We start from the raw sequence: 23,879 nt of genomic DNA, 5'->3' as shown, positions 1-23,879 counted from the left end.
GCGCCTCAGCTCACATTGTCGGGCAGCACGTCCTTGCGCCTGGCCATGAAGGCCTGGAGCTGCTCGTCGATGCCCTCGTCCAGCGCGGGGGCCTGGTAGTCGCGCAGCATCTGCTTCCAGCGCTCATTGGCGCGGACCACGATGTCCTTCTCCCCCTCGTCGCGCCATTGCTCGAAGGAGTTGTTGTCGGCGAGAGAAGAGCGCCAGAAGGCGGTTTCGAAATTGGCCTGGGTGTGCGAGCAGCCCAGGTAATGCGAGCCGGGGCCCACCTCGCGGATGGCGTCCAGCGCCTGGCCGTTCTCCGAGAAGTCAACGCCCCCGGCGAATTTCTGGAACATGGTCAGCTGGTCGGCATCCATGATGAGCTTCTCGTAGCCGGAGGCCAGCCCGCCCTCGAGCCAGCCTGCGGCATGGAGGCAGAAGTTCACGCCCGAGAGCAGCGTCGACCACATGGTGTTCGCACTCTCATAGGCCGCCTGCGCATCGGGAAGCTTCGAGCCGCAGAGGCTGCCGCCGGAACGGAAGGGAACGCCCATGCGCCGCGCGAGCTGAGCCGCGCCGAATGTCACCATGGCGGGCTCCGGCGAACCGAAGGTGGGCGCACCCGACTGCATGGACATGGACGCCGCGAAGGTGCCGAACACCACGGGCGCACCGGGGCGGCAGAGCTGCGTGAAGGCGATGCCGACGGAGGCCTCAGCCAGGATCTGCGTGAGGGTTCCGACCGTCGTCACCGGCGACATTGCGCCCGCCACGATGAAGGGCGAGATCACGCAGGCCTGGTTGGCCCGCGCCAGAACCTTCAGGGCGCCCAGCATCACGCCATCCCAAACCATGGGCGAATTGGCGTTGATGAGCGAGGTCATCACGCAGTTCTGGTCCACGAACTCCTTGCCGAAGACCATCTCCGCCATGGCAACGGAATCGGCCGAACGTTCGCCCGCCGTCACCGAGGCCATGAAGGGTTTGTCGGAATATTTGATGTGGGTGTAGATCATGTCCAGGTGGCGCTTGGCCACCGGAATGTCCACCGGTTCGCACAGCGTGCCGCCCGCATGGTGCAGGCTCGGCAGCATGTAGACGAGCTTGGCGAAGTTGCGGAAATCCTCGATCGTGGCATAGCGGCGGCCTTCGTCGAGGTTGCGGATGAAGGGCGGGCCATAGACCGGGGCAAAAACCATGTTGTTGCCGCCGATGGTCACATTGTTCGCCGGGTTGCGCGCATGCTGTACATATTCGCGCGGCGCGGTCTTGATGAGCGAGCGGACGAGGCCCTTGGGGAAGCGCAGGCGGAAGCGTTTCGGGTCGGTGGCGGACGGCTTCACGTCGGCGCCTGCGTCCTTCCACATGCGGACCGCCTCCTCGTCCTCATAAATGTCGAGGCCAATTTCCTGCAGCACGATGTCCGCGTTGTGCTCGATCAGCTCCAGCTGCTCGTCCGTGAAGGGTTCATAGGGTTTGATGGCGCGGCGGATGAAGCCCGCCTGCTTCACGGTGGTCGAGGTGCGGGCGGCGCGGCGGGCGTCGGCTCCACCGCGGACGCGGCGGCTGGAGGATGGGGCGGAGGCGGGCTGGACGTCGGTCATGTCAAGGGCCTGTTGAGAAGTTTTCACCTGAAGCGTGGTTTACGCTCAACAGCCATGCCGGGTGTGAAGGGAAACGTCAGGGGATGGCCGGGAAACGACGCCTCAGAAGGTGACGTTCAGGGCCTCCAGCCCATGGAAATGATAGGCGTTCCGGTATCCCGGCTGCTCCGCCAACGCCAGCCGGGGCAGGCGCTGGAACAGCAGCGGCAGGGCGATCTGCATCTCCAGCCGTGCCAAGGGTGCGCCGATGCAGAAGTGGATGCCCGCACCGAAGCTGACCTGGGGGTTGGGGTCTCGACCGGGAATGAAGCGGTCCGGCTCGGGAAATCGCGCCGGGTCCCGGTTGGCGGCACCCAGCAAGAGGCCCACGCTCTCGCCCTTCTTCAGGCGGATCCCGGCATATTCAAGATCTTCCAGCGCATAGCGGGTGAACAGGTGAAGGGGCGCGTCGTATCTGAGCGTCTCTTCCACACAGGCCTCCTCGATGCCGGTGCGGATGCCTTGTTCGAGCAGGCACTTGATGGCGTTGCCGATGGCATGCACCGTCGCCTCGTGGCCCGCATTGAGGATCAGGATGGCGGTGGTGACAAGCTCATCCTCCGTCAGCTTCGCGCCCTGTTCCTCCGCCCGGATCAGTTCGGAGAGAAGATCCTCTTTCGGCTGCTTCCGCCGTCTGGTGATATAGCCCCGCATGAAATCGGAGAATTCCACCGTGGCCTTCACGGCGCTGTCTTCCACCGCACGGTCGCGGCGGGCCTGGTACATCGCCACCATGTCATGCGACCAGGCGAGCAGCTGCTGTGCCATGTCGGTGGGAACACCCAGAAGATCGCAGATCACGATGACGGGGATGGGCGTTGCGAAGTCGCTCAGCAGTTCCGCCTTGCCCTTTGCCTCAAAGCGGTCGATCAAGCCATTGGCGAGGCTGGTGATTGCGGGCCTCATCCGCTCCACCTGGCGGGACAGGAAAGAGCGGTTGATGAGGCTCCGCAGCCTGGTGTGGACAGGCGGCTCGAGTTCCAGCAGCGAATGCGATTCGAAGTCGTGGAAGGGCTTGAGATGGGCAGGCGTCTCCGGCCAGCCCAGCTCTCCGGGGCTGGCGATGTGCAGGATATGGCGGCCGAAGCGGCGGTCGCGCAGCAGGGCGTTCACGTCCTCGAAGCGGGCGAAACACCAGTGGCCATAGTGTTCCCACCGGAACACGGGAAGCTCCGCCCGGATTGCGTGATAGGCGGGGTAGGGATCGTTGTAGAAAGCGGGGTCGACCGGATCGAGGAAAACGGAACGGCGTGCGGTATCGATGCGCATGGCTGCCATCTTCCCGCGAAGTCGCCTATTATGGCAAGTCCGGCTATGAGTGTCCGTGATTTGGGGGACGAACATGAAGGTCTACATCAGCGTCGATATCGAAGGCTGCGCTGGCATCACGCACTGGGACGAGGCGGAGAAGAACCATGCCGACTGGCAGGAATTCCGCGAGCAGATGACCAGGGAAGCGGTGGCTGCGGTCGAAGGCGCGCAGATCGCGGGCGCCACCGAGATTCTGGTGAAGGATGCGCATTGTTCCGGTCGCAACATCATCGCCTCCATGCTGCCCGCCGATGTGCGGCTCATCCGCTCCTGGGCTGGCCACCCGCTCGGCATGGTGCAGGAGCTGGACGAGACATTCGATGCGGTGATGATGATCGGCTATCACTCCGCCGCGGGCTCGGAGGAGAACAGCCTCGCTCACACCCTGTCGCTTGATGCCGCCGAGATCCGCATCAACGGCCACCGGGCTTCCGAATACCTTATCCATGCGCTCGCCTCCTCCATGCTGGGCGTGCCCACGGTGTTCGTCAGCGGCGACAAGGGGTTGATGGACGAAGTCGAAGAGGTGAACCCGCATGTCGGGCGCTGTGCCGTGAAGCAAGGCCGCGGCCAGTCGACGATTTCCATGACGCCCGCCGCGGCGGTGAAAGCAATCCGAGATGGCGCCGCCACGGCCCTGCGCGGCGACCTCGCGGCGTCGCTTCTCGCGATGCCGGAGCATGTCATCGTCGAGATCGCCTATTCCAGCCCAACGCTTGCGGCGCGCCACCAGTGGTATCCCGGCATGGAACATATCGGCAATCGCACGCTTCGCTTCGAGACCAATCATTATTTCGACGTGCTGCGCATGTTGAACTATGTGACCTGATGCGGAGCCCGGCAAAGCTCTCGGTCGAGTTCATCCTGCTGGTGGCGTTGCTCAACGCCATGGTGGCGATGTCGATTGACACCATGCTGCCCGCCATCGGCACAATCGCCCACGAGCTGGGCGCGGCGGACCCCAACAGCCGCCAGTTCATCATCACCACGTTCTTCGGCGGCCTGACGCTGGGCACGCTGATCTATGGCCCGTGGTCGGATGCGCTTGGCCGCAAGCCCGCCATCATCATCGGCCTGGGCTTCTATGCGCTGGGCGCGCTGATCTGCCTGTTCTCCGTCAACTTTCCGATGATCCTCGTGGGGCGCTTCATCCAGGGCTTCGGGGCGTCTGCCCCGCGCATCGTGTCCATCGCCATGGTGCGCGACGGGCAGGCGGGGGCCGCCATGGCGCGCGTCATGTCCTTCGTGATGATGGTGTTCATGCTGGTGCCGATGATCGCGCCTTCGATCGGCACGCTGGTGCTGCTCTTCGCCGGCTGGCGCATGATTTTCGTGGGCTTCGTGGTGGTGGGCGTCATTGCCGGGCTGTGGCTGTGGTTCCGCCAGGAGGAGACGCTGCCGCGCGCCAAGCGAACGCCGCTCGCCGTATCCTCGCTGCTCCGGGCGGCGGGGCAGGTGCTGCGCAACCCCGTTGCCATGGGCTATACGGTGGGTGCAGGCACGATCTTCGGCGCCTTCATCGTCTATCTCGGCACGTCGCAGCAGGTGTTTGCGGAGCTTTACGGTCAGGGCGCCTACTTCGCGCTGTGGTTCGCCTTCTTCGCCGGCGGCATGGCCATTGCCATGATGGTGAACGCGCGGCTCGTGATGCGCTATGGCATGCGGCGGCTGTCGAAATATGCGCTGCGCGCCTTCCTGGCGCTGTCGGCCATCGCCCTGGTGGTGAGCCTCATGGCCGACGGCCCGCCGCCCCTGTGGTTCATTGCGGGCTATCTGTTCCTCAGCTTCTTCTGCTCGGGCCTGCTGTTCGGCAATTTCAACGCCATCGCCATGGAACCGATGGGGCGCATTGCCGGCATGGCGGCGGCGATTGTCGGCTCGCTCTCCTCCCTCATTGCCATTGTGACCGGGGGGTCCATCGGCCAGCTTTATAATGGCACGGTGATTCCCCTGGTGGGCGGTTTCGCAGGGTTGGGACTGGTGGCCTTCGCCGTCACGGAATGGGCGGAACGGCGCCGGAGGTGAGCTTTCTGCACCTTGCCCAGGAGCGGGCAAGTCTGATACCAACGCCGCCGTGTCCAAGCATTATTCAGCCTTAGCCCTTGCGCGCCACGCCCTCGACCCGGATATGCCGTGGCCGAAGGCCTGGGAGTCGCCCGAACCCAAATCCTCCTATGACGTGGTCATCGTCGGCGGCGGCGGCCATGGCCTCGCCACGGCCTATTATCTTGCCAAGAACCACGGCATCACAAATGTCGCGGTGATCGAGCGGAGCTACATCGGCTCCGGCAATGTGGGCCGCAACACCACGCTGATCCGTTCGAACTACATGATCGGCGGCAACACGGCCTTTTTCGAGCATTCGCTGAAGCTGTGGGAAGGGCTCTCGCACGAGCTCAACTTCAACTGCATGGTCTCCCAGCGCGGTCAGATCGTGCTGGCCATCAGCCCGGTGCAGATGGACGTCTTCGCCCGGCGCGGAAACATCATGCGTCTGAACGGCATCGATGCCGAGCTGCTGGATGCGGGCGAGGTGCGGAAGCTTCTGCCCTATCTCGACTGGTCGAAGGACGCCCGCTGGCCGATCCTTGGCGCCATCATGCAGCCGCGCGCGGGCACCGTGCGGCATGACGCGGTGGCCTGGGGCTATGCCCGCGCGGCCTCGGCGCTGGGCGTCCACATCATCGAGAATTGCGAGGTCACGGGCTTCCTCATCAATGACGGCTTGGTCTCCGGTGTCGAAACCTCGCGCGGCCGCATCAATGCGGGGAAGGTCGGGATCGCGGTGGCGGGCCACACCAGCCACGTGGCGAAGATGGCGGGCCTCAGGCTGCCCGTCGAAAGCCACATCCTGCAGGCCTTCGTGACCGAGCCGGTCAAGCCCATCGTGGACCATGTGGTCTCCTGGGGCGCGGAGCTCTTCTATCTCTCGCAGTCCGACAAGGGCGGCCTCGTCTTCGGCGGCCACATCGACGGCTTCAACACCTATACCCAGCGCGGCCAGTTCAACCGCATCCAGACGGTTGCGGAATGCGCCGTCTCGCTCATGCCCTTCATCTCGCGCCTGCGCCTGCTGCGCCACTGGGGCGGCATCCAGGACATGACGCCGGACGGCAGCCCCTTCATCTGCAAGACTGACGTCAGGAACCTCTATCTCAACGGCGGCTGGTGCTATCAGGGCTTCAAGGCAACACCCGCCTCCGGCTGGACCTTTTCCCACACCATCGCCCATGACCGGGAACATGATCTCGTGCGCGATTTTTCGCTCGACCGTTTCGGGAAGGGTAGGGAGCTCGACGAATTCGGCCTCGGCAACTGGACCTATAAGCAATGATGATCCCGTGCCCCCACTGCGGCGACCGCGACGTCTCCGAATTCCGCTATGGCGGCGATGCGACAAAGCAACGCCCGAAGCACGGCACGGGTGATCTCAGGACCTGGCATGACCATGTCTTTGTCTTTGAAAACCCCAAAGGTCCGCACACGGAATACTGGCAGCACGTGCTGGGCTGCCGCCGCTGGTTCAAGCTCGCGCGGAATACGGCCACCAACGAAATCGGCGGGGTGGTGTCATGACCAGCTTCCGCAGGCTGCCGCAGGGCGGCCGCATCGACCGCGCCAGGCCCATATCCGCCCGCCTCGGCGGCAAGCCGTTGCCGGGCTTCGCGGGCGACACGCTGGCCTCCGCGCTGCTCGCCAATGACAGGCTGCTGATCGGCCGCAGCTTCAAATATCACCGCCCGCGCGGCATTGTCGCGGCGGGGATCGAGGAGCCGAATGCGCTTTTCACGCTCGGCGAGGGGGCTGCCACTGAGCCCAATGTCGCGGCCACCATGGTGGACCTCGTGGATGGCCTCGTGGCCCGCGCGCAGAATGCCTGGCCCTCGCCGGACTTCGACCTGATGGCGGTGAATTCCCTGCTCGCCCCCCTGTTCCAGTCGGGCTTCTACTACAAGACCTTCATGGGCCCCTCGAAGGGCTCGTGGATGTTCTACGAGCCGTTCATCCGCAAGGCGGCGGGCCTGGGCCGCGCCACGGCTCTCCCCGATCCTGACCGTTATGACATGTGCTACGCTTTCTGCGACGTGCTGGTGGTCGGCTCCGGCCCCGCGGGCCTCGCAGCGGCGCTGACGGCGGCGCGCAGTGGTGCCCGCGTCGTGCTGGCCGAGCAGGACACTGACTTCGGCGGCTCGCTGCTCTCCTGCAATGATGCCGAACAGGAGGCTTGGCGCCTGGCCTGCATCAACGAGCTGAAGAGCCTCCCCAATGCCGAGGCCTTCACCCGCACGACCGTGCAGGGCCTCTATGACGGCAACCTCGCCGTGCTCGTCCAGAACCGCAGCCACCTCTTCCCCTCCGCGCAGAAGGGCGAGGCGCGCATGCTGCTCACCCAGCTGCGCGCCAGGACCATCGTGATGGCCACCGGCGCCATCGAGCGGCCGCTGGTCTTCTCCAATAACGACCGCCCTGGCGTGCTGCTCGCCTCGGCGCTCAGAACCTATGTCAACCGCTATGCGGTCGCCCCGGACAAGCGTGCCGTGCTCGTCACCAACAACGACACGGCCTATCAGGCGGCGCTCGACCTCGCCGCGGCGGGCGTCGCGGTGACGGTGGCGGACCATCGCAGCAACGTCTCCGCCGATATTCTCACGCGCGCCGGTGCGCAGGGCATCGCCATCTTTCCCGGCAGCGGCATCGTCGATGTCGAAGGCGCCAAGACCGTCAAGGCGGTGAAACTCGGCGGGCCCCATGCGGTTACTGTCGAGTGCGATGCGGTTGGCATGGCGGGGGGCTGGTCGCCCGTGGTGCATCTCTCGTCCCACGGCGGCATCAAGCCGAAATATGATGAAGCTGTTGCCGGCTTCGTGCCGGGCGGCTTCCCTGGCTCGCATTTCGGTGCGGGCGCGATGATGGGCACCTTCGGCCTCTCTGCCGCCATCGCGGAAGGCTCCAATGCCGGCGCCTCCGCTGCTTCCCATGCCGGCTTTGGCAAGACGCGGCCCGCCTATGCGCCGGAGCATGCGACGGACCGCACCTACGCGATCCTGCCGACATGGGCGCCGACGCAGGGCGCCAAGGGCAAGGCCTTCGTCGACTTCCAGAGCGACGTGACCATCAGGGACGTGAAGGTCGCGCATCAGGAAGGCTATCGCTCGGTCGAGCACCTGAAGCGTTACACCACGCTCGGCATGGGCACTGACCAGGGCAAGACCTCCAACATCAATGCGCTCGCCCTGATGGCTGAATATCGCGGCATCACCATTCCGGAAGCGGGCACGACCACCTTCCGGCCCCCTTATGCGCCGCTCACCATGGGGGCCATCGCCGGCCGCACGCGCGGTTCGCATTTTCGCCCTGTGCGCCGCTCGCCGCTCAATGACTGGCACGTGAAGAACGGCGCCACCTTCATCGACGCGGGGCTTTGGAAGCGCGCCTGGTTCTATGCCTGGGCCGGCGCCACGCCCGAGACGGCCTATGTGAAGGAAATGGAGCTCGTTCGCCGCGGCGTGGGCCTCGCCGATGTGTCAACGCTCGGCAAGATCGACATTCAGGGGCCGGACGCGGCGGAGTTCCTCAACCGCGTCTATGTCAACGGCTTCGCCAGGCTGCCCGTCGGCAAGGTGCGCTATGGCGTGATGCTGTACGACGACGGCATCGTGCTGGATGACGGCGCCACGGCGCGCATCACCGAAAATCAGTTCTACATGACCACGACAACCGCCCAGGCCGGCGAGGTCATGTCGTGGCTCGAATACCTGCTGCAGATGCAGTGGCCGGAGCTCAATGTGCAGGTCGCCTCCCTCACGGACGAATGGGCCGGCATGGCGGTTTCGGGCCCCAGGGCGCGCGCGGCGCTTGAGCTGGCCTTCCCGGAGGCTGACCTTTCTGACGCCGCACTTCCCCATATGGGCTGCAGGGACTTCGTCTTCGGGGGCGTCACCGTGCGCCTGCTGCGCATGTCCTTCTCGGGCGAACTCGCCTTTGAGGTCCATGTCGCGGCGGATTATGCGATCAGCCTGTGGGAGCATATTCTGAAGGCGGCGGCGCCCACCGGCATCAAGCCCTATGGCCTCGAGGCGCTGGCCAGCCTGCGCATCGAGAAGGGCCATGTGGCGGGCCTCGAGCTTGACCACCGCAACACGCTCGATGATTTGGGACTCGGCAAGATGGCCGGCAAGGACAAGGACTATGTGGGCAAGGCGCTGCGCTTCCGCGAGGATTGCCAGGCGCCTGACCGCTGGAGCCTCGTTGGCCTCGAGCTGATGGAGCCTGACAAGAAGCTGCGCGGCGGGTCGATCCTGTTTGCGGCATCGGACGAGATCAAGGGCCATGGCCGCGGCTACATCACCTCGGTGACCTGGTCGACGGAGCTCAACAAGTTCATCGCGCTCGGCCTCTACAAGGGTGGCCTCAAGCACGAAGGCGAGGAGATCATCGCCGCCTTCCCGCTCAAGAACGAGCAGGCGCGGCTGAAGATCGTGTCGCCCCATTTCATCGACAGGGAAGGAGCCCGCCTCCATGCTTGAGCGCAGATCGGCACTGGCTTCAGCGAGGCCCTATGCGGGCGCGGCGCTCAGGATCGCGGAGCGCCCCGGCTTCACGCTGACACAGGTGGCGGGCCTCTCGCCCGATTTCGAGGCGAAGCTCTCCGATGTCGTCGGAGCGTTGCCGGAGACGGTGGCGCGGGCGCAGGTGAATGGCGACCGCGCCCTGTTCCGCATCGGCCCGGCGCAGTTCTGGATCATTGGACCTGAGACGGATGATGCCGCCGCGCGGCTTCACGGCCAATGCGCGGTAACGCCTCTGACGAGCAGCCGCGTGCGCATCGCGCTGGAAGGTGCTCCGGCGCGCGCCGTTCTGGCCAAGCTGATGCCGGTTGACTGGGATGCGTCGGTCTTCACGCCCGGCACGGTGGCCCTCACCGGCCTCCACCACACGCCGGTCACCGTGCATTGCACGGCCGGGAACGCCTTTGACATCTACGTGATGCGCACCTTTTCGCTCGACGTGTGGGAAGCCGTCACGGATGCGGCGCTCGAATTCGCAGGTCACCGCACAAATGCCGATACATGACATCCTCGATCTCGACCGTTATCCGCTCGACAAGCCGGGCACGCCTGAATGGGAGGGGCTGGTCGCCAGGTGCCGGGCCGACCTCGCCAAGGACGGCATGTATAATCTCGCGGGCTTCGTGAAGCCTGACGCCCTGAAGCAGGCGGTGGACGAAATCCGCCCGGTGATGGAGACGCTCTCCTTCACCCACAAGCGCCGCCACAATGTCTATTTCCGCAAGGACATGCCCGGCCTCAGCGCCGACCATCCGGCACTTGCCTTGTGCGAGACGGTTAACCACACGGTCTGCGCCGACCAGATCAGCCAGTCGATCCCGGTGTGGGTCTACGAATGGTCGCACTTCATCACCTTCCTCGCCGCGACGATGGAGAAGGAGGCGCTGTACCCGGCGCGCGATGCGCTGGCTCGCGTCAATGTCATGAGCTACCGTGACGGCGAGGCGCTGAACTGGCACTTCGACCGCAGCGAGTTCACCACCACGCTCCTGCTGCAGGCGCCGGAGCAGGGCGGCGAGTTCATCTACCGCACCGATCTGAGAAGCGACTCCGATCCCAACTACGACGGCGTCGCGCGCCTGCTGCGCGGCGAGGACAAGGATGTGAAATCGCTGACGCTGGATGCCGGCACGCTCAACGTCTTCCGCGGCAAGAACACCGCCCACAAGGTGGGCACGGTGAAGGGCGGGAAGGACCGCATGATCGCGGTGTTTTCATATTTCGACAGGCCGGGCGTGGTGTTCAGCCGCGAGGACCAGCTGGGCTTTTATGGACGGACGGCGTGAGCACAGCCGAGTTTTTGATGGCGTCACCCCGGCGAAAGCCGGGGCCCCGCTTTCTTGCCCTGCATGTTGATCCAAAGCGGGGTCCCGGCTTTCGCCGGGATGACGAGCATGGGGGTCAGCGCTTTGGGATACCCGCCACTGTCGCGCCCGACATGTTCACCAGAGCAGGCTTCGGTTCAGTGAAATCGAAACCAGCCGGGGCCCTCAACCTTTGTCAGCCCCTCATCCGCTTGCCTTCCGGGTCGAAGGGCGGTTCGGTGATGATGGTGGCCTTGCGGTTTTCGCCGATGATCTCGATCTCAAACGCCCCGGCGGAGGTATCGCCCACGAGTTCCGCCGGCACATAGCCCTGCGCCATCGACTTGTCGACGTAATGCGCGAAGCCTCCGGAGGTGACCCAGCCCACCACCTTGCCCTCGCGCCAGATCGGCTCGTCGCCCAGCACGTCGGCGTCGCCGGCATCGACGATGAAGGACACGCGGCGCAGCTTGCCGCCCGTGCGCTTCTCCTCCATCGCGGCGTCGCGGCCGATGAAGTCATTCTTGGTGAGGTCGATGAAGCGGTCCATGCCCGCCTCGAAGCCGCCGTAGATGGGGCGGAGCTCGCGGAACCAGGTGGGGAAGTTCTTTTCAAGCCGCATGCAGAGCAGCGCCCGCATGCCGAAGTTGACGATGCCATGCGCTTCGCCCGCCCGCATGATCTCCCGGTAGAGGCGGCGCTGATATTCAGGCCGCACCCAGATTTCATAGCCCAAGTCGCCGGTGTAGGTGACGCGGTTGATGAGGGCGGGGCAATGCGCCACGTCCATGGAGCGATGGTCCATGAACCTGAATGCGGCGTTGGAGACGTCCTCGTCGACCAGCTGCTGCAGCACCCCGCGCGACTTCGGCCCCGCGATGGAGAGGCCGACGAGACCCATGTCGAGGCGCTCAATCCTGACCGAGCCGTCCGCCGGCAGGTGCTGCCCGAACCAGCGCATGTGATATATCTGCGCCTGGGACGAGCCCCACATGTAAAAGCAGTCATCCGCCGCCTTGGCGATGGTGAAGTCGCCGATCAGCTTGCCTGAGGGGTTCAGCATCGGCGTGAGGATGATGCGGCCCGTCTTCGGCATCTTGTTGGTCATCATGCGCGACAGGAAGGCCTCCGCGCCCGGACCGGAGAAGCGGTACTTGGCGAAATTGGCGATCTCGGTGACGCCCACGCCAGTGCGGGTCGCCAGCACCTCTGCCTTCACGTGCTGGAAGTCGTTGGAGCGGCGGAACGACACGATGTCCTTCGGCTCCACACCCTTGGGCGCGAACCACAAGGGCGTCTCGAGGCCCCACGAGTCGCCCATCACGGCGCCCTGGGAGAGCATGACGTCGTAAAGCGCGGTGGTCTGCTGCGGACGGGCGGCGGGAAGCTCCTCGTTGGGGAAGCGGATCGAAAAGCGGCGGGAATAATTCTCGCGCACCTTTTCGTTGGTGTAGGTGCGCGTCGCCCATTCGCCGAAGCGGGCGCAGTCCATGGCCCAGACGTCGAAGCCCGGGTCGCCGTTCGCCATCCACTGTGACAGCGCCAGGCCCACGCCGCCGCCCTGGCTGAAGCCCGCCATGACGCCGCAGGCGAGCCAGAAGTTCCGGACACCCTGCACCGGGCCGACGATGGGGTTGCCATCGGGTGTGAAGGTGAAGGGCCCGTTGATGACGCGCTTGATGCCGGCGTTCGCCAGCGCGGGAAAATGCTTGTAGCCGAGCTCGAGGTTGGGCGCGAGGCGGTCAAGGTCGGGCTGGAGCAGCTCCCGGCCGAACTGCCACGGCGTGTTCCTGGGGCTCCACGGCACGCAGGCGCGCTCATAGGCGCCGAGCACCAGCCCCGAACGCTCCTGGCGCATGTAGATCTCGGACTTGAAGTCGATGATGTGCGGCAATTCGTGGCCGCGCTCCTTGTTGTAGGACACGACCTCCGGCATCTCGTCGGTGACGAGATACATGTGCTCCATGGCCAGCACGGGCAGTTCGATCCCCACCATGCGGCCCACTTCGCGCGCCCATAACCCGCCGCAATTGACGACATGCTCGGCGTGAATGTTGCCCTTGTTGGTGATCACGTTCCATGTGCCGTCAGGGCGGTGCTTCAGCTCCTCCACCCTGGTGTCCTGGTATATCTCCGCGCCATTGATGCGGGCCGACTTGGCATAGGCATGCGTGGTGCCTTCGGGGTCGAGGTTGCCGTCGGCGGCGTCGATCATGGCGCCGGCGAAATATCTCTCTTCCAGCAGCGGATGCATCTTCTTGGCTTCGGCCATGGAGATGATCTCGGTCTCCAGACCCAGGTAGCGGGCGCGGGCGTGCGCCATCTTCAGCCATTCCATGCGCTCCGGCGTGTCGGCGAGGATGAGGCCGCCTGTTCGGTGCAGCCCGCAGGCCTGGCCCGAGATCTGCTCAAGCTCGTTGTAGAGGGCGATCGTATAGCCCTGCAGCTTCGCCACGTTCGGGTCGCCGTTCAGCGTGTGGAAGCCGCCCGCGGCATGCCAGGTGGAGCCGGAGGTGAGGATATCGCGCTCCACCAGAACCACGTCCTTCCAGCCGGCCTTGGTGAGATGATAGAGCACCGAACAGCCGACAACGCCGCCGCCGACCACCACGACACGAGCCTGGGTCTTCATGGAAAATATCCTTGCAAGATAACGGTTTTGAACAGTGTTCTAGCGCCTCTTCGGCGGGGTCTGCAATCGGCGCCGCGGGTGAAAAGAATTCATCCCGAAACGCAATGGCCCCGCCGTTGGGCAGGGCCATCTCTCGATTGAAGAAAGGAGCAATTTCAGATGGCGTCCTTGACTTCCTTGGCGGCGCGGAATGCGAGCTTCTTTGACGCCTTGATCTTGATGGCTTCGCCGGTGGCCGGATTGCGGCCCATGCGGGCGGGGCGCTTCTTCACCTGGAAGATGCCGAGTCCGGTGACGCGCACCTTGTGGCCCTTCTTCAGGTTCTTGACGGTGAGTTCGACGAAGGCGCCGAGGAATTCGCCTGCCGCCTTCTTCGACATCTCGTGCTTCTCGGCGAGTTCAGCCGCGAGCTTCGAAAGGGCAATCGTCTGGATCTTGTCGTCAGCCATGTCTCTCTCCTTGTTGGGGTTAGGCTGACCACTGCGATAACGCCGATTGCGATTCGCGAAAACTCTTATTTTCCGGGGTTTTTTCGGGCGAGCGGCGGAAAAACCCTTGAGAATAGGGGGTCTGCGTCCTGTGGCCGCCCGGACGGCCTTGGAAACGGTTTAAAATCAATGCTTTGCTTAAGGTTCCCGCGGCGCGGGCGGCTTGCCTGGCGCTTGCGTGGCGATGTCGAGATGGTTCTTGAGCGGGATCGGCGGCAGCGCGTGCTTTGTGGAAAACCTGTCCAGATTGTCCCGGCGCTGGGCTTCGAGCGATTGGCCTGACATGTTCTGGGCATGGACGCGGATGGCCACCACGGCCTTGCGGATGTGGGTGAGCGGATGGCCGCCACGGGCGACGCGCAGATACCAGTCCCAGTCCCAGTAGAAGGGCAGTGTCTCGTCGAAGGGGCCGAGAGCTCGATGCAGCGCGCGGCGATAGACGACGCCGGAGATAAGGATGGTGTTGTCGCGCGTCAGCGTCTCTTGATCGGCGTCGAAGGCGAAGGGCAGGTCCGGCCTGCCGTCCTCGAAACGCAGGATGCCGTCGCAGAAGCAGAAGTCCGCGCCGCGGCCGAAGGCCTCCGCCACCTGGGCGAAATAGCCATTGTCGGTGAACCAGTCATCGTCATCGAGAAAGCAGATGCAGTCGCCTGTTGCATGGGCGACGCCCATGTTGCGCGCCGGCACCGGGCCGCGCCGGCCATTGTCCAGGACCGTGATCGCCTCGTGCATGCCGGCCACGGCCTCCGCCGCGCCGGCGCCGTCATCGACGACGATGATCTCATGTGGCGCGTAACCCTGCGCCAGCACGCTCTCCAGCGCCTGACGCAGGAAGCGGTGGCGGCCCCGGGTGGGAATGACGACGGAAATGCTGTTCATGCTGCCGTTACGCTGTTTCATTTTCCACGGATGCTATAGCATGCCCCCATGATTGCCGCGCTGCAGATGTATGACTGGCCCGAGGTGCGGGAGGCCACGGACCTGTGGTGGAAAGCAGTCGCGGATTGCCTGGGCGTTGACATCGCGCTCTCGCGTCCGGATGAATTCGCCATGCCGTGGTTGCGCGATGACCTGCTCTTCGCCCAGACCTGCGGCTATCCCTTCACCCATGCGCTGAAGGGCAAGGTGGCCTATGTTGGAACGCCGCATTATGCGGCGGACGGCTGCGGGGGGCCGAATTACCGCAGCATCGTCATGGCGCGGGAGGCGAGGCCGCTGGAGGCGTTTCGCGGCGGCGTGGCGGCGGTGAACACGCCGGATTCCATGTCCGGCATGCTGGCGCTGAAGCTGGTCTTCTCGGCCTTGGCGGAACAGGGGCAATTCTTCGCGGGCGCTGTGGAAACCGGCGGCCATCTCGCCTCGCTCGCCGCCGTGCAGAAGGGCGTGGCCGATGTCTGCGCCATCGACTGTGTCTGCGTGGAGATGGCAAGGCGCTATCGGCCCGCAGCCCTGGAAGGCCTGGTGGAGGCCGCGCGCTCGCCCGCCGTGCCGGGCCTGCCGTGGATCACGGGGGCCGGCGATGTGACCGCGCTCCGCAGCGCATTGCGAAAGACCTTCGCCGATCCCTCGCTTGCGGATGTGCGCGAAGCGCTGCTGCTGTCCGGATTCTCGGAGCTGCCGGTCATCGCCTACGACCGCATCACCGATCTCGAAGCCGCGATGGAAGAGGCCGGCGGCTTGCGGCTGTTCGACGGTTCCGGGCTGGCGTAACCCCACCCCCTCAATCCGTCACCCCAGCGAAAGCTGGCGCTTGTTCCGTTCAGGCGGAACCGCCCGGCCGGAACATGCGCCAGCCCGATTGGCCTGCCGAAGCGGCGCGGGCCAATCTCAATGCCGCGTCCGGCCCGGCACGGTCTCTTCGGGCGAGGGGCGGGCCTTCACGAAGTCTTCCCTGGTTTCGCAATGGAGCGCCAGGTGGTGAAGCTTCGGGTATTTGTCCGCCGGGAACATGTCCGGCACGCGCATTTTGAGGTATCCTAAAACGCAGCCGGCGGTGATGTCGGCCTGGGTCATCTTGCCGTCGAAGAACCATGGCGCGCCGCAGTCATGTTCCAGTTTTTCGAGGGCGGCCGAAATCTGCCCCATCATGCGCTTCTCGAAGTCGCGGTTGATGTGTTTGTCGATGTGGAACAGCCGCTCGAGGAACAGCGCCACGGCCTTCTCCCCAATGCCCAAGCCCAGCACCACGGCCTGCAGCACCTTGCGCCGTTCCGGCCCATGCGCCGGGGTGAGTGCGCGGGCAGGGCCCGCCATCTCGTCAAGGTGGTCGATGATGGCGGAGGAATCGATCAGCACCTCGCCGGTCTCCAGGATCAGCGACGGCACGCGCACCAGCGGATTGATCTGCCGCATCGCGTCCATGTCGCGGAAGACGGAGATCGGATTGCGCGTGAAAGGCATGTGATAGTGATTGAGCGTCACCGCCACGCGCCGCACGAAGGGAGAGTCGAACTGGCCAACGAGGATCATTGACGGAGTATGGACCTCAGGCGACCTTGATGTCGAGGGTTTTGCCGAGGGCGCGGAAAGCCTTCTCAAGCCTGGCAACGCTTGTGGCGTGGTTGAGGTCGAGAAGCCGGTCTATCTCCTGCCGGTGCAGGTCCATCTTGCGGGCGAGGTCCGCCTTGCGCACGCCGAGTTCGTCCATGTTCTGGTAGAGCCGTACCTTCAGTTCGACCTGCAACGGCAATACGACATGCGGTTCGGAGGGTTTGCCTTTGGATGGCGGCGGGATCCGCTCGCGATGGGCCATGCGCGCTGCAATCGCTTCGGAAAAGGCGCCAACCGCGTAGGACAGCGCGTCCTCCCGATCATCGCCGAAGGTGACGAGTTCCGGAAAGTCGGGCGAGGTGACCAGCACCGTGCCGTCGTCATCCTGAAGTTTTACGCGATAAGAGATCATTTCAATCCGAGCTGTTTCTTGATGGCCTCCACGAGGCCTTTCTTCAAGTCCTTGCCCGCTCCATGTGCCGGAAGCTGGGAACGCCGCCCCTTGTAGAGCACTGTGATGTGACCGCTGCCACCTTCATGCGTTTCGAACGTACAACCCTGCTTCCTGAGCCAGCGTCGGAATTCGGAATACTTCATGCATCTCCACCTTCAAGACTCCAAGCGGTCTGAAAAGGCGAGCCGCAGCGGCTCACTGCAGATGCAGTACTCCTTCCGTCATTTTCAAATAGGCGAACATCTCCAGTTTGTCAACAAAAGTGTTGACGTCTAGCCGAGCCGCTCAAGCGCCGTTTCACGCCCGATCAGCGGCAGCAGCTGGGCCAGTTCCGGTCCGTGATCAAGGCCCGTCAGCGCCAGGCGCAGCGGCATGAACAGCGGCTTGCCCTTGCGGCCTGTCGCGGCCTTCACCGCTTCGGTCCAGACCTTCCATGTGGTGGCATCCCATGGCGAGGGCGGCAGCAGCTTGCGTGCAGCGGCGATGAACTCGGCATCTTCCGGGGCCACCACCGGCGTGACGCCGCCGTTCACGACCTCGCGCCACGTTCCGGCATCGGACAGTGTCACGATGTTGCCGCGCACCGCCAGCCAGAGAGCCTCGCTGTCGCCGGGCAGCCGGTCCTTCACCTTTTCCCATGGGAGGTGATGCAGCAGCTTCGCGTTCAGCATCAGAAGTTCCTGCTCGTCGAAGCGGGCGGGCGCGCGGGAGAGCTTGTCGAGGCCGAAGCCGTCGACCAGCCCGCGGTAATCCGTATACGGATGGATATTGCCGGAGGTGCCGAGCAGGGCGGCGTGGCTGACGACCGCCATGGGTTCGAGCCCGTCCTCGCGCATCGAGGCGATGGAGAGCGAGCCCAGGCGCTTTGACAGGCCCTTGCCGTCCGCCCCCGTCAGCAGGCTGTGGTGCGCGTAAGCCGGCGGTTTCGCGCCCAGCGCTTGGGTGATCTCGATCTGCACCGCGGTGTTGACCACATGGTCCTCGCCGCGGATCACATGGGTTATCCGGAAGTCGATGTCGTCGATGACGGAGGGCAGGGTGTAGAGATAGCTGCCATCCTCGCGCACCAGCACAGGGTCGGACAGCGAGCGCGTGTCGATGTGCTGCGGGCCGCGGATCAGGTCGTTCCACGCCACCACACGTCCGTCCAGCCGGAAACGCCAGTGCGCCCTGCGGCCGCCGGCCTCGAGCTTGGCACGCTCCGCGTCCGTCAGCATCAGCGCGGCGCGGTCATAGACGGGCGGCAGCTTGCGCGCCTCCTGCAGCTTGCGCTTGCGGTCAAGCTCGTACGCCGTCTCATAGCAGGGATAGAGCCGGCCTTCGGCGCGCAGCCTGTCTGCCACCTCGTCATAGCGCCCGAAGCGCTTCGACTGCCATTCGACGCGGTGGGGCCTGATGCCGAGCCAGTCCACATCGGCGGCGATGCCCTGCGCGAATTCGTCCGTTGAACGCGCCGTGTCGGTGTCGTCATAGCGCAGCACGAACTGGCCATCGGTTTTCTGCGCCATCAACCAGTTGAGAATGGCGGTGCGGGCATTGCCGATATGGATGCGCCCCGTGGGCGAAGGCGCGAAGCGGACGATGGCGGTCATCTCAGCGCCCGTCCCGGAAAGCGTTGGTGATCGGGTAACGCCGGTCGCGGCCGAAGTTGCGGCGTGTGATCTTGACGCCGGGGGCCGCCTGGCGCCGCTTGTATTCGGCGATGTAGAGCATGTGCTGGATGCGGCGCACCAGCGCCTCCTCGAAGCCCGTGGCCCTGACGATCTGCTCCACCGGCAGCTCGTTCTCCACAAGGCCCTCGAGGATCGCGTCCAGCACCTCATAGGGCGGCAGCGAGTCCTGGTCCTTCTGGTTCTCGCGCAGTTCCGCCGTCGGCGCCTTGGTGATGATGCGCCCGGGGATCACATAGCCCAGCGAATTGCGCCAGTTGGCCAGCCGGTACACTTCCGTTTTGTAGACGTCCTTGATCGGGTTGAAGCCGCCGTTCATGTCGCCATAGAGCGTCGCATAGCCCACCGACATTTCAGACTTGTTGCCGGTGGTCAGCACCATGGAGCCGAACTTGTTGGAAATCGCCATCAGGATTGCGCCGCGCGAGCGCGATTGCAGGTTCTCTTCCGTGATGCCCGCGGGCGTGCCTTCGAACATCGGCTTCAGCGCATGGAGGAAGCCCTCCACCGGCTCACTGATCGGCACCACGTCATAGCGCACGCCCAGAAGATTTGCGCATTCCCCCGCGTCGGCCAGGCTGTCCCTGCTCGTATAGGCATAGGGCAGCATCACGCAATGCACGCGGTCCGCCCCCAGCGCATCGACCGCCATGGCGGCGACCACGGCCGAGTCGATGCCGCCCGACAGGCCCAGCACCACGCCGGGGAAGCGGTTCTTCAAAACATAGTCGCGAAGCCCCAGCACGCAGGCCTTCCACGTCTCGGCCTCATTCTCCGGCACCCCGGCGATCTCGCCCGGCACGCAGCGCCAGCCGTCCTCCCCGCGCAGCCATTCGGTGAGTGCCAACTGCTCCTCGAACATCGGCATTTGCCATGCGAGGCTGCGATCCGCGTTGAGCACGAAGGACGCCCCGTCGAAAACCAGTTCGTCCTGCCCGCCCACCTGGTTCAGATAGGCAAGCGGCAGCCCCGTTTCGGTGACGCGCGCCACCACGAGGTTGAGGCGCACGTCATCCTTGTTGCGCTCGAAGGGCGAGCCGTTGGGGGAGAGCAGGATTTCAGCGCCGGTCTCGGCCAGCGTCTCGCAGGTCTCCTCCGTCCAGATATCCTCGCAGATGGGAACGCCGATGCGCACGCCCTTGAAGGAGATGGGGCCGGGAGCAGGACCGGCGTCGAACACGCGCTTCTCGTCGAACACGCCATAATTGGGCAGGTCGAATTTGTGGCGCACCGCCTCGATCCTGCCATTGGCCAGCAGCGCCATAGAATTATAAAGATAGGCGCCCTCGCGCCAGGGGAGGCCGATCAGCACGGCGGGGCCGGTGAGTGTGTCTTTCGCCAGTTCCTCGACCGCTTCGCGGCAGGCTTCCACGAAGGACGGGCGCAGCACCAGGTCCTCCGGCGGATAGCCGCAGATGAACAGCTCCGGAAACAGGATCAGGTCGGCATCCGGCGCCTCGCGCCGGGCTTCGCGGGCCCGCGCCAGATTGGCATTGATGGCGCCGAGTGTCGGGTTGAGCTGGGCGAGGGCAATGATAAGTCTGCCGGTCATGCAGGCCGTCTTAGGGCATGATCCGCAAAAGTGGAACCGCTTTTGCGATAAGATCATGCTCAAGCTTTTGACTTGGCGCATGTTCTTTCCGGTCAGGCGATTCCGCGTGAACGGACCATGCGCCGGACCATGCAGGTCTGACCTTCAGTTGCGCGGCGTTGACGGGGCTGCCGAAATGGGCAGACTGCCGGAATGATCCTGAAAGGCCTTCTCGACGCCCGCCCGCCGGGCGATACCGCCCTTCTGGCCTCCGGCCGGGAGCCCCATGGCTATGGCCGGTTTTCCGCCCTGGCGGAGGACACATGCGCGGCGCTGCGGCGGCGCGGTCTCATCCGCAACGACAAGCTCGCCATCGTGCTGCCCAACGGGCCGGACATGGCGGCGGCCTTCGTGGCCTGCGCCTGTGCGGTGACCGCCGCACCCCTGAACCCCGCCTATCGCGAGGATGAGTTCCACTTCTATATGGATGACCTGAAGGCCAAGGCCCTGCTGGTCGAGGAGGGCAGCGCCTCGCCCGCCATCGCCGCCGCCAGGCGGCTCGGCATTCCGGTTCTGACGGCGTCACCGAGGCGGGAGGCCGGGGCCTTCACCATCACGGGCGATGCGGTTTCTCCGCCGTCCGGGCAAGGCTATGCCGAAGGCGGTGACGTGGCGCTCGTGCTGCACACTTCGGGCACCACCTCGCGGCCCAAGATCGTGCCGCTGACCCATGCGAACCTGCTCGCCTCCGCCAACAACATCCGCAACACGCTGCAGCTGACGGAAGCCGACCGCTGCCTCAACATCATGCCGCTGTTCCACATCCACGGGCTCGTCGCGGCGATCCTTGCAACGCTCGCGGCGGGGGCCTCGGTCTTCGCCACGCCGGGCTTCAACGCGCTCAAGTTCTTCGGGCAGATGGAGGAGGCGCGCCCCACATGGGTTACGGCGGTGCCCACCATGCATCAGGCGATCCTGGCGCGGGCCGGGCGCAATGCCGATATCATCAAGGCCAACCCGCTGCGCTTCATCCGCTCAAGTTCGGCCTCGCTGCCCGTGCCGGTGTTCCACGCATTGGAGGAGACTTTCGGCTGCCCTGTCATCGAGGCCTATGCGATGACGGAGAATGCGCATCAGATGGCGTCCAACCGGTTGCCGCCGGGCAAGCGCAAGCCGGGCTTCGTGGGCTGTGCGGCAGGCCCCGAGGTTGCTGTCATGTCCGCCGACGGCAGGCTGCTCGGCGCGGGCGAGGAGGGCGAGGTGGTAACCCGCGGCCCCAATGTGACGCCCGGCTATGAGAACAACCCAAAGGCCAACGAGGCGGGCTTCGCCTTCGGCTGGTTCCACACCGGCGATCAGGGCTGCATGGACGGGGACGGCTATCTCAAGATCACCGGCCGCCTGAAGGAGATCATCAACCGCGGCGGCGAGAAGGTCGCCCCCATGGAAGTGGACGAAGTGCTGATGGCGCATGAAGCCGTGGCGCAGGCCGTCACCTTCGCCATGCCGCATGACAGGCTGGGCGAGGAAGTGGCGGCGGCCGTCGTGCTGCGCGAGGGCCAGAGCGCCACGGAGCGCGAGTTGCAGGACTTCGCCAATGGCAGGCTTGCGGCCTTCAAGGCGCCGAAGAAGATCGTGATCCTGGACGAGATCCCCAAGGGCGCCACCGGCAAGCTGCAGCGCATCGGGCTTGCGCAGAAGCTGGGTCTGGCATGACGAAGATCTGCGTCTTCGGCGCTGGCGCCATCGGCGGCTATGTGGGCGCGAGGCTGGCGCTGAAAGGCGAAGCGGATGTCTCGCTCGTGGCGCGCGGGAGCCATCTCGCGGCGATGCGGGCCAGGGGCCTCACGCTGAAGCAGGGCGGCGGGACGCAGGTCGTGCACCCCAGGGTCACCGATGACCCGAAGGAGCTGGGGCCGCAGGACTACATCATCCTCACGCTGAAGGCCCATGGCCTTGCCGCCGTCATCGACCAGCTGATGCCGATGATCGGCGACAACACCGCGATCCTCTTCGCGCAAAACGGCATTCCCTGGTGGTACTTCCATGGCGTGGGCGGGCCTTATGAGGGAACGCGGCTTGAAAGCGTCGACCCGGGTGGTCTCATCTGGAACCGCATCGGGCCGGAGCGCGCTTTGGGCGCCGTCGTCTGGCAGGCGGCCGAGATCGAGGCGCCGGGCGTCATCGCGCACCACTATGGCGACCGCATGCCGCTGGGCGAGCCGGCGGGCGAGAAGTCGGAGCGTGCGCAGCTGCTCGGCAAGCTGCTGACCAGCGCCGGCATCAAGAGTCCGGTGCGGCCCAATCTGAGGAACGAAATCTGGCTCAAGCTGTGGGGCAATCTCTGTTTCAACCCGGTGAGCGTGCTGACGCTCGGCACGCTGCAGGATCTCGCCACCGACCCCGGAACCCGCCGCGTCATCCGCACCATGATGGATGAGGCGCGGGCGGTGGCCGAGAAGCTCGGCATCAGCTTCGCGGTGGATGCCGGCGAGCGCATGGACATGGCGGCGAAAGTGGGGGCCCACCGCACCTCCATGCTGCAGGATGTGGAGGCGGGCCGGCCCACCGAACTCGACGCATTGCTGGGTGTCGTGATCGAGCTTGGCCGCATCGTCGGCATCGGCACGCCGGGCTTGCAATTGGTCTATGATCTCTGCAAGTTCCGCAGTCGGCAACCTTGAGACGATGAAGTACGGCCCGCCATGCGCCTCGACAATGAGAAGCCCGATTATGACTCGATCGAGGACCGGCGGGGCCAGGGCGGCGGCTTTGGCTTTCCAGGCGGCAGACGCGGTGGCGGCGTCAACATTCCCATTGGCACGGGCCGCGGCGGATTGAGCATCAAGACGATCATTGTCCTCGTCATCATCTATTTCATTTTCAGGTTTCTGTTCGGCCTCGACCTCCTCCAGGTGCTGAATGGCGGCATGCCGGTTCCGGGCAGCCAGGACACGCAGATCACGCTGCCCGACACGCGCACCGAGGTGACGGACAATTCCGGCGGCGGCCTGCGGAACCCCAACGTGCCTTCGGCCAATTCCGATGCCGGCAAGGAATTCGTGGCGCGCGTGCTGGGTTCCAACAACCGCGTCTGGGGCGAAATCCTCGGCGGCAACTACCAGAAACCCAAGCTCGTGCTGTTCGATAGCTTCGTCCAGTCGGCCTGCGGCAATGCCCAGGCCGCCATGGGGCCCTTCTATTGCCCGGCGGATCAGAAGGTCTATATCGACCTCTCTTTCTATCAGGACATGAAGAACAAGCTGGGCGCTCCCGGCGATTTCGCCCAGGCCTATGTGATCGCCCATGAGGTGGGCCACCATGTGCAGAACCTGCTGGGCATTGCCGACGATGTGCAGCAGGCCCGCATGCGCGCCTCCCGGACCGATGCAAATGCGCTGTCCGTGAAGATGGAGCTGCAGGCCGATTGCTTCGCCGGCATCTGGGCCCAGGAAGCCAATGCCTCCGCCAATATCCTTGAGGACGGCGATATCGAGGAGGGGCTGAATGCCGCCGCCGCCATCGGCGACGACCGGCTGCAGAAGCAGTCCCAGGGCTATGTGGTGCCTGAGTCTTTCACGCACGGCAGCTCCGCCCAGCGCGTCAACTGGTTCAGGAAGGGCCTCAGCGCCCAGAGCCTGAAGGATTGCGACACCTTCTCGGCGGGCAGTCTCTAGGAGCCTGTCTGGATAATCTGATTTTTGTTGCATTTGTGCAATGGGTTCAGCGGGATGTTCTGGCTCATGTTGCGGCCTTGGCCAGTTTGCAGAGGTTGTGGGCGGTGCAGATCAGGCTCCATTCGGCT

The 23,879-nt window shown here is 64.9% G+C and carries 21 protein-coding genes; 11 read left to right on the top strand and 10 right to left on the bottom strand.

Going from position 1 to position 23,879, the window contains the following annotated elements; all coding sequences use genetic code 11:
• Positions 1-5 precede the first annotated feature (5 nt).
• Together IOC69_RS10895 and IOC69_RS10890 are read right to left on the bottom strand one after the other, a co-directional pair.
• A complete protein-coding gene (locus IOC69_RS10895; protein WP_290543577.1) occupies positions 6-1,586 on the bottom strand; it encodes a trimethylamine methyltransferase family protein in 1,581 nt (526 codons plus the stop codon).
• 102 nt (positions 1,587-1,688) lie between these two features.
• Positions 1,689-2,894 carry a cytochrome P450 gene (locus tag IOC69_RS10890; protein ID WP_290543576.1) on the bottom strand — a complete coding sequence of 402 codons (1,206 nt, stop codon included), beginning with the start codon at positions 2,892-2,894 and terminating at the stop codon, positions 1,689-1,691.
• Positions 2,895-2,967: 73 nt separating this feature from the next.
• Here IOC69_RS10890 and IOC69_RS10885 point away from each other — a divergent pair, with 73 nt between their 5' ends.
• From IOC69_RS10885 to IOC69_RS10855, 7 genes are read left to right on the top strand one after another with little or no spacing between them, the layout of a single operon-like run.
• Positions 2,968-3,765 carry a M55 family metallopeptidase gene (locus IOC69_RS10885; RefSeq protein WP_290543575.1) on the top strand — a complete coding sequence of 266 codons (798 nt, stop codon included), beginning with the start codon at positions 2,968-2,970 and terminating at the stop codon, positions 3,763-3,765.
• Positions 3,765-4,961, top strand: coding sequence for a multidrug effflux MFS transporter (locus IOC69_RS10880; RefSeq protein ID WP_290543574.1), 1,197 nt, complete (start codon positions 3,765-3,767; stop codon positions 4,959-4,961). The genes IOC69_RS10885 and IOC69_RS10880 overlap by 1 nt, the downstream gene beginning before the upstream one ends.
• A 49-nt stretch (positions 4,962-5,010) precedes the next feature.
• The gene (locus IOC69_RS10875; protein WP_290543573.1) at positions 5,011-6,270 is read left to right on the top strand and encodes a sarcosine oxidase subunit beta family protein; all 1,260 of its coding nucleotides are present in this window, start codon (positions 5,011-5,013) and stop codon (positions 6,268-6,270) included.
• Positions 6,267-6,512, top strand: coding sequence for a sarcosine oxidase subunit delta (locus IOC69_RS10870; RefSeq protein ID WP_290543572.1), 246 nt, complete (start codon positions 6,267-6,269; stop codon positions 6,510-6,512). The genes IOC69_RS10875 and IOC69_RS10870 overlap by 4 nt, the downstream gene beginning before the upstream one ends.
• Positions 6,509-9,463: a sarcosine oxidase subunit alpha family protein gene (locus tag IOC69_RS10865; protein WP_290543571.1), complete on the top strand. Its 2,955-nt coding sequence runs from the start codon at positions 6,509-6,511 to the stop codon at positions 9,461-9,463. Before IOC69_RS10870 ends, IOC69_RS10865 begins: the two co-directional genes overlap by 4 nt.
• Entirely contained in the window at positions 9,456-10,010 is a 555-nt protein-coding gene (locus IOC69_RS10860; protein ID WP_290543570.1) for a hypothetical protein, read from the top strand. The genes IOC69_RS10865 and IOC69_RS10860 overlap by 8 nt, the downstream gene beginning before the upstream one ends.
• Positions 9,997-10,791 (top strand): 2OG-Fe(II) oxygenase, encoded by a 795-nt coding sequence (locus IOC69_RS10855; RefSeq protein WP_290543569.1) that lies wholly within the window; start codon positions 9,997-9,999, stop codon positions 10,789-10,791. The genes IOC69_RS10860 and IOC69_RS10855 overlap by 14 nt, the downstream gene beginning before the upstream one ends.
• Positions 10,792-11,005: 214 nt before the next feature.
• On the opposite strand, the gene IOC69_RS10850 is transcribed toward IOC69_RS10855, so the two are convergent.
• From IOC69_RS10850 to IOC69_RS10840, 3 genes are all read right to left on the bottom strand, one after another.
• Complete coding sequence (locus IOC69_RS10850; protein WP_290543568.1) at positions 11,006-13,441, bottom strand: FAD-dependent oxidoreductase; 2,436 nt, start codon at positions 13,439-13,441, stop codon at positions 11,006-11,008.
• A gap of 155 nt (positions 13,442-13,596) precedes the next feature.
• Positions 13,597-13,890: an HU family DNA-binding protein gene (locus IOC69_RS10845; protein WP_290543567.1), complete on the bottom strand. Its 294-nt coding sequence runs from the start codon at positions 13,888-13,890 to the stop codon at positions 13,597-13,599.
• A 177-nt stretch (positions 13,891-14,067) separates the two neighbouring features.
• Entirely contained in the window at positions 14,068-14,808 is a 741-nt protein-coding gene (locus tag IOC69_RS10840) for a glycosyltransferase family 2 protein (RefSeq protein WP_290543566.1), read from the bottom strand.
• 48 nt (positions 14,809-14,856) lie between these two features.
• Here IOC69_RS10840 and IOC69_RS10835 point away from each other — a divergent pair, with 48 nt between their 5' ends.
• The gene (locus tag IOC69_RS10835; RefSeq protein ID WP_290543565.1) at positions 14,857-15,639 is read left to right on the top strand and encodes a PhnD/SsuA/transferrin family substrate-binding protein; all 783 of its coding nucleotides are present in this window, start codon (positions 14,857-14,859) and stop codon (positions 15,637-15,639) included.
• Between the two features lie 117 nt (positions 15,640-15,756).
• Here IOC69_RS10835 and IOC69_RS10830 read toward each other — a convergent pair whose 3' ends face one another.
• The 5 genes from IOC69_RS10830 to IOC69_RS10810 all read right to left on the bottom strand — a co-directional run bounded on the left by IOC69_RS10830 (position 15,757) and on the right by IOC69_RS10810 (position 20,095).
• Positions 15,757-16,398, bottom strand: coding sequence for a glutathione S-transferase family protein (locus IOC69_RS10830; protein WP_290543564.1), 642 nt, complete (start codon positions 16,396-16,398; stop codon positions 15,757-15,759).
• 16 nt (positions 16,399-16,414) lie between these two features.
• A complete protein-coding gene (locus IOC69_RS10825; RefSeq protein ID WP_290543563.1) occupies positions 16,415-16,831 on the bottom strand; it encodes a type II toxin-antitoxin system HicB family antitoxin in 417 nt (138 codons plus the stop codon).
• Entirely contained in the window at positions 16,828-17,016 is a 189-nt protein-coding gene (locus IOC69_RS10820; protein ID WP_290543562.1) for a type II toxin-antitoxin system HicA family toxin, read from the bottom strand. Before IOC69_RS10820 ends, IOC69_RS10825 begins: the two co-directional genes overlap by 4 nt.
• A gap of 129 nt (positions 17,017-17,145) precedes the next feature.
• The gene (gene gltX, locus IOC69_RS10815; RefSeq protein WP_290543561.1) at positions 17,146-18,465 is read right to left on the bottom strand and encodes a glutamate--tRNA ligase; all 1,320 of its coding nucleotides are present in this window, start codon (positions 18,463-18,465) and stop codon (positions 17,146-17,148) included.
• A gap of 1 nt (position 18,466) precedes the next feature.
• Positions 18,467-20,095, bottom strand: a complete 1,629-nt coding sequence (locus IOC69_RS10810; protein WP_290543560.1) for an NAD+ synthase — start codon at positions 20,093-20,095, stop codon at positions 18,467-18,469.
• A gap of 192 nt (positions 20,096-20,287) precedes the next feature.
• On the opposite strand from IOC69_RS10810, the gene IOC69_RS10805 reads away from it, so the two are divergent.
• From IOC69_RS10805 to IOC69_RS10795, 3 genes are read left to right on the top strand one after another with little or no spacing between them, the layout of a single operon-like run.
• Positions 20,288-21,790, top strand: a complete 1,503-nt coding sequence (locus IOC69_RS10805; protein WP_290543559.1) for an acyl--CoA ligase — start codon at positions 20,288-20,290, stop codon at positions 21,788-21,790.
• On the top strand, positions 21,787-22,758 hold the full coding sequence (locus IOC69_RS10800; RefSeq protein WP_290543558.1) for a 2-dehydropantoate 2-reductase: 972 nt from the start codon (positions 21,787-21,789) through the stop codon (positions 22,756-22,758). Before IOC69_RS10805 ends, IOC69_RS10800 begins: the two co-directional genes overlap by 4 nt.
• Before the next feature lie 21 nt (positions 22,759-22,779).
• Positions 22,780-23,751, top strand: a complete 972-nt coding sequence (locus tag IOC69_RS10795; RefSeq protein WP_290543557.1) for a neutral zinc metallopeptidase — start codon at positions 22,780-22,782, stop codon at positions 23,749-23,751.
• Positions 23,752-23,879: the final 128 nt, after the last annotated feature.

It is taken from the genome of Aestuariivirga sp., assembly GCF_020252405.1.
GTDB lineage: Bacteria > Pseudomonadota > Alphaproteobacteria > Rhizobiales > Aestuariivirgaceae > Aestuariivirga.
The sequence above is the reverse complement of the archived record's forward strand: the minus strand, read 5'-3'. Positions and strand labels throughout refer to the sequence as shown.